This is a genomic window from Oscillatoria sp. CS-180, assembly GCF_028330965.1.
Lineage (GTDB): Bacteria > Cyanobacteriota > Cyanobacteriia > Phormidesmidales > Phormidesmidaceae > Halomicronema.
In genome coordinates this window covers 1-9,301 of the sequence record NZ_JAQMUB010000016.1, presented here as the reverse complement: position 1 = coordinate 9,301, position 9,301 = coordinate 1, and the positions used below count along the sequence as shown (strand labels likewise).

The window sequence follows — 9,301 nt, the reverse complement described above, 5'->3', positions numbered from 1 at the left end:
GATTGCTCGTTTGGGCGGCTATCTGGAACATCGTCGCAAAACTCCCATCGGCATTCAGGTGCTTTGGCGAGGATGGGCTAAGTTGCACGACTTGCTTGAGGGATGGCAACTGGCGAACCGGACTTAGCGGGAAAAGTCAGGTTTTGGACCACGTCAGCATCCACTTTTGTATTCTCATAACGGGGCTCTATCCCTTCACGCTAATTGCATTGCAGCCCATCTTCTCCTTGTGTACGCTTCGCTGGTTTCGTTACCGAAGCCTTGGCAACACTCAGTACCTGTGCCTTGCCAAGGCTTTCAGGATGGGGATTTACTCCCCATTGTCAAAGCCGAGCTTTCCTCGGCGCACCCAAAAGGGAGAAAGAACCACTTTTGTGACATTGTTGTCAGTTTTCGTGACACTCGACAGCAATTGTGGAAAATCAGCCACCCCGATATTTTTCCTACAAGGTCTGGGCGATCGCGAATCCAGGGCGTCGGCTGATTCGATATATTCGCGGCGAGTTTTTATTAACGCCAACGGCAGGCGGACAAACTCGGGTGGAATGGCGCTATTTTCTTAAACCTCGTTCTGTCTTGGCCTATTCACATGCTTCATTATTTGGAAACCTGGGCATTCAGCCCTTTTTAGAAAGTGGCATTGATGCCATTAAATCGGTGGGTGAGGCGGCTCTTTCTTAGCCAAGTCCTAGAAACGAAATTTTCGGGTCACAAAAGTATCGTGTGCGATGGAGAACGCTCAGGTGAAGTTGCTGGCGGATTTTGATGCTTATCGACATACTGACGTGCCAAATTCAGTGGGTTGATACTGCTTTTGCCCAGTTTGGGCGGTAGCGAGGAGGGCTGGCAGTGTGAACAAGTAATCCCGCTCTCTCACCATCGTATGGCAGCCAGTACAGGAACTCTGATTATTGGAAACTAAGGAACCTTGGGGACTGTACCAGGCTGATCGCCACTCGCCGCTGTCTTCATTCACTCGCCAGCCATCCCGTTTCTCACGCACAAACACATTGTTCAACCGCGTGGGCATCAATCGTCCGTCGCTGCCGGGTTGAGCAGAGTGCGTTTCCATCACCAGCACGGTGCCGCTGGGGGGCGTATCGCTCGTTTGCAGGGCTGACAACGCTTCTGGATTGACGAACATTTGGCGCACGATGCGACTGTTGGGGCAGTCCACCGTGACGTACTGCACAAATTGCTCGCGATAATTTGCGGGAAATCTCACTCGCAGGGACGTTTCGGCATTCTCAGGCATCTCGTCATAGGCCGCATCAGCGTAAAGATCTGGATGGAGATTGGATGCCGCATCGCTGGCTGAGGCGGGTTGCCGATCGCGAGTATCGGAACTGTAGAGTGCTCGGTGCGGGGTGAAATGGGTCAGGGTAATAGCAGCGGCGATCGCAACGCTAAATAGCAGCAGCCACGTCAGCCATTTGGGACGGTTCATTTTTTAGCCTCCCGGTTTAGTTGACCACAATGAGAGAATGAGCGCCCGGCCCAGTTGTGATAACGTAGTCTGTTCTCTCTAAACGGGGCGTTTCGCGATCGCGGAGCACGCGCCAGAATTCAAGGGCTCCCTGTCGAGGCTCCGGCGTCTCATATTCAAAAACCCCCGCGACAACATACCGATCAGCAGCATCGAATTCAATCCCCTCTGGCAAGATGCCGTCAAACGACCAATTGCCAGCATGATTGACCTGGCCTGTCTCGGTATCGAACTGAACCAGGGAGAGAGATGATTGGCTGTAGCCGACTTCATCCGGTGCCAGCCAGGTTTGGCCGATGTTGCTGGTCGCAATCAGCGTGCCGTCATTCGAGAAGGCAATACTTTCCGCATGTCTGGGCAGCGAAACCCCGCCGACCACAAAATGCTGGGCTTCGTCGCCTGCCTCCAGCGGCGCGAGTTCGATGACCGTTAACTGCGACGGCGGCGCATTCAGATAGAATCCGCGAACGTCTGGCCCCCACTGCAAGTCGTTGGTGATGTAGAAGCGTCCATCGCGAGAAAACTTGCCCGACATCGGCCACTTAGAAGTGACGACCCGATTGCCCCAAGGCACGACATCGGTCACATCACCATCCGCATCCCGCACGACTCGGAAAAAACTGCACTTGACCCCGAAAATTTGCATTCACGGCAATCATATCGGCTGTGGGGTGCCATTCCACATGATGCGGCAGCATTCCCTGATCGGGAAACTCCGCCACGGGTGAGAAACCTTGCATGGGCAACTGAGTCGGTTCGCCAAAGCGACCATTCGTGAAGGTGACAAACGTTAAGGGTGCATTTGGATCTTTTGTCGCCAAGGCCAGCGTCGTGCCACTCGCATCAATGTCCACCCCTTGCGGATCGATGCCGACCTCTACTTCCGCAATCACTCTGGGGGCAGCCGGGTCGGATACGTCAACGGCCCGCAAAGTCGTCCCCAAATCAAGATCGCTAATCAACTGATCTTCAGGTTCGCGCGGTTCCTTAGTTTCAGCGACAAAGATCGTATTGCCGTCTTGCGACGCCACCAGGCTGTAGACGGGATTAATCACAGAGTTAGAAACTTCAATCGAACTGGTCAGTGCGGGGATAGACGGCAGCGGCAGGGTCACAAGCGAAAGCTGATCAGTGCCGCGCGGTTCGCCAAGTTGTCCGTCGATGTAGGCATAGGCGCGCATATCCGCATCGGAGATGGCAGCAATGTAGCGCCCTTGAAAATTGGGAGGAGTCTGGGCGTCTGCCGGCTGAAGACTGACCAGCACCCAGGCGGTGATAACCGCTATCCACAAAACAGAGAGACGCTTGAGGTGAAGCATGGCAAGAGTTCCAAAATCACGAAAGATGACAGTCATGGCGCGCTCAATCTGCCATCAGATCGCGCATCCGGGCTTCCGAAAGTTGAGGATTAAAGGAAACCCCTGGATCGAGCGTGGCGAGGGGAAAGCGGGACGTACTAGGGCGACGAAACTCAATTGATTCGACATAAGCTAACAAATCAGCATTTTGAGTCGATGCGCCCTGTTCGTTGTATTGCTGATAGTTGGGGTAATCCGGAGCCAGCGAATCCCAGTCGGCATAGGCGGTCAGCCCCACATTCAGGGTTTCCGGTAGGTCGGGACGAATGAACTGATCCAACACCGTCCATTCGCCAGAACCGTCTGCTTGATACAGCAGCGTGAACAATTCACCAGAGCGAGCTACCCGTAGCCGCATCCACCCTGCTTGCGCTTCGGAAATTTTCAACGTTGACAGACTGTTGTAAGTCGATTTGATTTCAAATTGAGACTGACCGGCGGGGAAAGCAGTGCCCACGCTGAAAAATAGCCAGTTCTCTTGATTCGGTTCCCAAGTGGCAGCGGTGACCGTTCGTGGTGACCGGATAAACAGCCCTGCGAGTGAGAACGATCGCTGCGGTACCGAACTCTGCATGCCCTCTACCCTGATTCGGGTAGTAACGATAAAATCGCCCGTCACTTCCTGATACAAGTGTCCTGCAGTATTGTCCTCAAACCAGCCTGATGACCGAGGCTGCAGCACCAACAGGCCATCTTCAACTCGGGGAGCTTCCCACTTTGGCACCCATCCTGGCACCTGAAATTCTTGCCAGTTTGCCAACGCTTGAGGGGTGTCGAAACGGGTTGAGAGCGATTGCAAATCATCCTCTGCTGTAGCCTCAGCCCGTTCACTCGCCACGGCGGGCGCAGTTGTCTCACTCATTACCCCGCCTGCACATACCAAACTTGTCATCAATAGTCCACCAGAGAGTTGATTAACGAAGTACTTCATCGATGTCTCCTGCGTCTTTTTGTCAGTCAACATGAACTGCACAGCCACGAAGCCCACCCAAGGGTGGCGTCGCTGAGTGTCAGCCGGTGCCGCCCTTTGCCCAGAGCTAACCGTAATTTTGTAAAAGTCTGTTGACTTCCCTTAACATAAGCAAGCAGCATTAATGCTGTCCAATGCTTTTTTAGGCCGCATTAATAACAAAAGGTTATTAGTATGAAGCTTCATGCATTTGAATACTTTGTGGCGATTGCCGAAGAGCTGCATTTCAGCAAAGCAGCGGCTCGGCTGCACATTACTCAGCCGGCGCTGAGCCGACAAATCCACAAGCTAGAAGCCGAATTAGGATTTGCGCTGTTGCGACGTACCAAGCGCACCGTCGAGTTGACCGACGCCGGAGTCGCCTTTCTGGGAGAAATTCGCAAAGCTTTGAAGCAGGTGGAAACTGCCGTTCAAGCAGCCCGGCGTGTCGCTCAGGGGGAGGTCGGCCACCTACAAATCGCCTTTACGCCGTCGTCGATGCACACGATTTTGCCGGAAATTTTGAAGCAGTTTCGTGATCGCTATCCCAACGTCGAAATTGCGATGACCGAGGTTTGCACGCTCGATCAGGTCAACCAGCTCAAAACAGAGGCCATTGATCTGGGCTTTTTGCATCCTCCTATCGAGGCGACGATGCTCAATCTGTATCCACTTCAGGGAGAGCACCTGCTGGTCGCCCTGCCCAAAACCCATGCTCTGACAGCGCGATCGCAGATATCGCTAGCATCTCTAGCCCATGAACCGTTCATTCTGCATCCCCGTTACGAAGGCCCGGTACTCTATGACCAGTTTTTGGCCCTCTGCCGCGACGCCGGTTTTGAGCCCAATATCGTTTACGAAGAGATCAAGCACCAAACCCGCATCGGTCTTGTGGCATCGGGCATGGGCGTGACCTTTGTCCCTGAGAGCCTACAAAAAGCAGGGATGACGGGCGTCACGCATCGTCCCCTTGCAGGACAGTCGCTATCTCTTCAACTTGCCGTAGCTTGGCGAAAAAACGCGAGTTCTCCGGTCATTCAGAAATTTTTAGAGGTGGTCGCACAGGTCACGACACCGATCTCATCTAGAGCGTCACCGCAGAATATCTAGCCGTCAGAATAGCCTGGAAAAGCCTGTTTTCAGGCGATCTCATCCATAGCAGAATTCAGAATGCGGAATTCGGAATTCGGAGTTCGGAATGCGGAAATAAAACCCTCGTCACGCAGGCTTTTTAGCGATTTGGGCTGTCCTAACCAAACTTCGGATTGCTATAGCGGTAGATGCTGTTTAGCTTAGCGGCTGTCAAGGGGATAGGCAGGAGGCGCGATCGCTCATATCTCGTTGCCTAATGGCAATGCGTCAGGCGACAAGTTCCCGTGGGTTCCCAATGGGGAAACCGGTCTCCCAATCATGCTATAACCCCAGAACAGTTTGATCATGGTTTGCCTTGGTCAAAGACGAAATCATGAGTTTAGATGGGCATAGTAGACTCACTCTGGAAGCAACTATGCAACTTCCTGTTAATCGCGTATCTTTGAGCGTCTTGATGACAACCTTATGCCTCGGTGTTGCAGGCTGTGGTGGCTCTGGTTCCCAGGGGTCGGTTCCCGACGTTGTTGTGCAGGCATTCAATACCACCTACCCAAACATATCGTCGCAATGGGAGCAAATGCCCTATGGATATGAGGCGGCGTTTGTGCAAGATGGGCTGGAGTATGAAGTGGAGTATTCGTCAGATGGAGAGTGGCTGGAGACCGAATATGAAGTTCAGGAACTCCAGTTTCCCCAAGCTGTCTTGCAAGCGGTGAGGCAACAATATCCCAATTACGCCATCACGAAGTACGAAATTGAGCTAACGCCCACAGGCACTTTTTATGAGGTCGAGGTCGAGGGCAACGGGCAAGAGATCGAACTCTATTTTGATGAACAGGGACAACCGACCGCCAATGCCAATGAGGATGCATGAGGCGGGCCTGAGCAGCCCATCTGCCAGGTGATCGCGCTATCGCCTAAGCGCTTATTGCCCAGCGTCGCTGTTCTGATCGATGTCCGTGTTTGTGTGGTGGTTTAGGGCACCAACACCAGCGAATGTGCGCCACGGGTGACGGGCACTGAGTAGCGGGTTTGCACCAGCATCGGCTGTGGATCGAGCGGGTCCGCAGCAATGCGCCAAAAGTCAATGCCGCCTCGGGCAGAATGCTATCGTCGGGGCAATCGGTAATTCGATTGAGCTGCCCGGTTTCGGGGTCGAGGATGAGAAGCGTCCGCGAAGAAAGCCAGGTGATGCGATCGCCTCGGTGCCCAACACCCACCACTCGTGAGGGGCGATCGCTGTCTCACACACCGACCATCGTTCAGTTTAGGCTCACACTACAATCTAGTTGAAGGCATTACGTAGGTTGTTTCCTTGACTCAAGCCAACCTGAAAATTGCGACATTTGCTGACTATCTCGCCTACGATGACGGGACGGATCGGCGGTATGAGCTGACCTATGGGGATTTAATTGAGGTGCCGCCCGAATCAGATGAGAATGTCTTGATCTCGCGGGCTCTGGATCGCGCCTTGTCAGAAATTGTCGGCTTTCAACGGGTCAGAACGCATCAGCTGGCGATCGAAGTGTTGGGTCAACCCAAGAATCGCTTTCCTGATCTCACGGTATTGCGCCCAGAACACCTAGAGCAGTTGCAAGCCCTCGGCCAGTCGGCGATCACGTTGGAAATGGCTCCACCGTTGCTGGTGGTAGAAGTGGTCAGCCCCGGAGCGAAAAGCCACCGCCGCGACTATTTAGACAAACGCAATCAGTACGAGTGGCGCGGCATCCTAGAATATTGGATCGTGGATTCTCAAGCAGGTTGCGTGACGGTATTGGCAATGGTTGAGGGGACATATACGGAAACGGTCTTTAATCAAAGCGACACAGTTGTTTCACCAACGTTTCCCCAATGGCAATTGACGGTTGAAGAGATGTTGCAACCTTTGACGTAGGGAAATTCGACAATTTGGGTCATGACGCGAATGTTTTGTGCATGACTATAGATACGTTGAACAGCAATACATTCGCCACTGAGTACATATCAGATTTTTCTAAATATGATATGTGGCATAGCTGTACAAATATAGCGTTGGTATGTCTACAGAGAAAAAGCCTGAAAATCTTAAAAATCTTTTGGAGAGTCTCCACGAGAGGGCACCTTGGCCTGTAATGAGCAGTTTGCTCAGAAAAAATGAGCTTTTGGTTTCCCGCGGTGCAAGAAATACTATCAAAAAGCTGCTAGATGAATACAACCATGCTACAGAAGAAAAAGTAAATGAACTAAACCAAAAAATCGAGTCCTTGTTTGAGGACTACTGCGAGCATCTATTGACAGGAGAAAAACAAGTCAAGATTTTTAGCGTTAATTCAAATATCGAAGAACAAATCCTAAAAGATCTCTCAACAGTAACAGTAAAGGAGAATGAATTCCTGGAAAGTTATCCTCTCCCTCTGAGTCAGGAAAAGCTTGAAGGAATGGATTCCTCTACGTATCTAGTAGACATAAAAAACAAAAAAGAAGTAATGAACTTTGTTTTCTGTACTAGCAGATTCACAACATCTAGAGTCAGGTTTAAGCCACACGAGCTTGATTCTGACTTGTCAGAAATACTTTCTGAGTACGATGAGTTGGTAGGAATAAAAAGAAATTCTCGTCAATTCTTCGATGTTGTAACCATTCGAAAAGGAAGAGGTCTTATAGAGTTCAGGATGGATATCTCAGGTGGCTTACCTGTAGAAGAAAGACCTGGAGCCTTTGTCCATGCCAGGAGATGCTTTCAACGTCTTTTCTCTGATCGATCTTTGGCGTCTTGTTTTTCTCAGGAACTGAATGTTTTTCCGCTCTTGCAGCATTTGTACAGTGATAAAGAAGAAGGAAAAGTTGTAGAGATTGGATTTGCTACTGGCACTGCTTCCATAAAACATGAGAGAATGAGGAGAGGACAAATAGATTTAAGAGACGAGGTGTATCACAAAGCTGGAATGGATGCAGTTCAGAGAATCGACCTGTACAGATTGGCGGTTCATTGGCATATCAACATACAACCAGACTTGAGTTCTTCTCCAGAGTTATTGATCCCTGGTCACGTTACTCTTCTCAACAGTGAGAATGAGAAAAACATAGATGGCCTCGAAATTAGAAAATGTTTGGGTCTAGAAGACTATGAATCGATAATTGAGAAAGTCATTAAATATTTAAAAAATAATGACTAGCAAGCGTACTCTACTTGAAACCATAAGAGACGACTGGGGTGAAAATATTCAGTCACACATTTGCATGGAAATTGTTGACTATATTTTTTCAGTTCCATGTGATCAACTTGCATACTTAACTTACGGAACATTCAGGAACGTCACTCAAAACAAGTATTCTAATCAAGAGCTGCTATCTGCAATTCAATATCTGTATGGCGATGTAATGAAAGTCTTAGAAGTTAAATTTGAATATATTGAAGATGGAGAAGATTACCCTTTAGACAAAGAAGAATTAGCTAAAGCTGAAGAAACAGGATATTTAGTTCATCCTGAAACAGGCAAAGAAATAGAAGATTTTCGAGATAAAGTTTTTATTTACTTCGATGCGCAGAATTTTAGACAAGAGCTATTTATTTAAGTGATGGATGAAAAGTATTCTTTAGCACAATTACAGGCCCTTAGTCCAAAGACAGCTAGATCTATCCAGCGAGAGACAGTCAACAGTTATGCAGACTTTATTCAATTACTTTATCAAGATTTAGACGAATTGATTTCCGATATTCAAGAAAATCCTGAGAAGCGAAATGGAGATGACGAAGATCGTTTGACCATTGAAATTAGAACGGTCCTTCGTCAGCTTGGATGGGAAGCTACTCATGATGAAAAGTTAGGTGGCCATACCGACTTGACTGTCAGAAAAAAAAGCTACACATGGATCGGAGAAGCTAAGATTCACAATGGTTCTGAATATCTCTGGGGAGGATTTCAACAGCTGACTACTCGTTATTCAGTAGGATCACATAATCAAAGCGAGGGGGGATTGATTATCTATATAAAAAAAGAAAATGCTCTTCTTGTTATGCAGCGTTGGAGACATGGGTTGAGGAATAGAGGGCTTGAGGACTTCGCTGATTGCGATTGTGAAGTTAATCCGCTAGCATTCTTCTCCTCGCACAAGCACATGAGATCTGGGTTGCCTTTCAGAGTTAGACACATTCCAATTATGCTTTTTTTCGATCCGCAAGATAAAAAGTGATTTTCTACAAAGTCATCATGTTTTCCTTGATTAGGAAAGAACCCTTGCAAAAACACATATTGAAATTGTACTTAATCGTTAGTTACCAGTTAAAGTTATTGATTCAAATCCAGCCGAAAGGGCAATGTTGAGTCAGATTGGTCTTAGTTTGGCCTTTGTATTCTATGTGAGGGCAGAGGTATTTGAGTGCCAAGGTTGGGAACGCTTTCACACTGAAATTCGATTTGAGTGTGAAAGCGTTGG

General features: G+C 49.2%; 12 protein-coding genes. 7 read left to right on the top strand and 5 right to left on the bottom strand.

Going from position 1 to position 9,301, the window contains the following annotated elements; genetic code table 11:
- Positions 1-414: 414 nt before the first annotated feature.
- On the top strand, positions 415-681 hold the full coding sequence (locus tag PN498_RS02165; protein WP_272061034.1) for a hypothetical protein: 267 nt from the start codon (positions 415-417) through the stop codon (positions 679-681).
- Positions 682-769: 88 nt separating this feature from the next.
- On the opposite strand, the gene PN498_RS02160 is transcribed toward PN498_RS02165, so the two are convergent.
- The 4 genes from PN498_RS02160 to PN498_RS02145 are packed head-to-tail and all read right to left on the bottom strand — an operon-like array spanning position 770 to position 3,775.
- Positions 770-1,447, bottom strand: a complete 678-nt coding sequence (locus tag PN498_RS02160) for a cytochrome P460 family protein (RefSeq protein WP_272061033.1) — start codon at positions 1,445-1,447, stop codon at positions 770-772.
- Positions 1,448-1,463: 16 nt separating this feature from the next.
- A complete protein-coding gene (locus tag PN498_RS02155; protein ID WP_272061032.1) occupies positions 1,464-2,093 on the bottom strand; it encodes a hypothetical protein in 630 nt (209 codons plus the stop codon).
- On the bottom strand, positions 2,074-2,841 hold the full coding sequence (locus PN498_RS02150) for a hypothetical protein (protein WP_272061031.1): 768 nt from the start codon (positions 2,839-2,841) through the stop codon (positions 2,074-2,076). The genes PN498_RS02155 and PN498_RS02150 overlap by 20 nt, the downstream gene beginning before the upstream one ends.
- 7 nt (positions 2,842-2,848) lie before the next feature.
- On the bottom strand, positions 2,849-3,775 hold the full coding sequence (locus PN498_RS02145) for a DUF1349 domain-containing protein (protein WP_272061030.1): 927 nt from the start codon (positions 3,773-3,775) through the stop codon (positions 2,849-2,851).
- A 213-nt stretch (positions 3,776-3,988) separates the two neighbouring features.
- On the opposite strand from PN498_RS02145, the gene PN498_RS02140 reads away from it, so the two are divergent.
- Both PN498_RS02140 and PN498_RS02135 read left to right on the top strand, forming a co-directional pair.
- The gene (locus tag PN498_RS02140) at positions 3,989-4,903 is read left to right on the top strand and encodes a LysR family transcriptional regulator (RefSeq protein ID WP_272061029.1); all 915 of its coding nucleotides are present in this window, start codon (positions 3,989-3,991) and stop codon (positions 4,901-4,903) included.
- Between the two features lie 397 nt (positions 4,904-5,300).
- Positions 5,301-5,759 (top strand): PepSY-like domain-containing protein, encoded by a 459-nt coding sequence (locus PN498_RS02135; RefSeq protein WP_272061028.1) that lies wholly within the window; start codon positions 5,301-5,303, stop codon positions 5,757-5,759.
- Positions 5,760-5,802: 43 nt separating this feature from the next.
- On the opposite strand, the gene PN498_RS02130 is transcribed toward PN498_RS02135, so the two are convergent.
- Positions 5,803-6,105 (bottom strand): hypothetical protein, encoded by a 303-nt coding sequence (locus PN498_RS02130; protein WP_272061027.1) that lies wholly within the window; start codon positions 6,103-6,105, stop codon positions 5,803-5,805.
- A gap of 95 nt (positions 6,106-6,200) precedes the next feature.
- Between PN498_RS02130 and PN498_RS02125 the strand changes: the two genes are divergently transcribed.
- The 4 genes from PN498_RS02125 to PN498_RS02110 all read left to right on the top strand — a co-directional run bounded on the left by PN498_RS02125 (position 6,201) and on the right by PN498_RS02110 (position 9,058).
- Positions 6,201-6,779 carry a Uma2 family endonuclease gene (locus PN498_RS02125; RefSeq protein ID WP_272061026.1) on the top strand — a complete coding sequence of 193 codons (579 nt, stop codon included), beginning with the start codon at positions 6,201-6,203 and terminating at the stop codon, positions 6,777-6,779.
- Positions 6,780-6,921: 142 nt separating this feature from the next.
- The gene (locus PN498_RS02120; protein WP_272061025.1) at positions 6,922-8,040 is read left to right on the top strand and encodes a hypothetical protein; all 1,119 of its coding nucleotides are present in this window, start codon (positions 6,922-6,924) and stop codon (positions 8,038-8,040) included.
- Positions 8,033-8,440, top strand: coding sequence for a hypothetical protein (locus PN498_RS02115; RefSeq protein WP_272061024.1), 408 nt, complete (start codon positions 8,033-8,035; stop codon positions 8,438-8,440). The genes PN498_RS02120 and PN498_RS02115 overlap by 8 nt, the downstream gene beginning before the upstream one ends.
- A gap of 3 nt (positions 8,441-8,443) precedes the next feature.
- Positions 8,444-9,058: a hypothetical protein gene (locus PN498_RS02110; RefSeq protein WP_272061023.1), complete on the top strand. Its 615-nt coding sequence runs from the start codon at positions 8,444-8,446 to the stop codon at positions 9,056-9,058.
- The last annotated feature ends 243 nt before the right edge of the window (positions 9,059-9,301 follow it).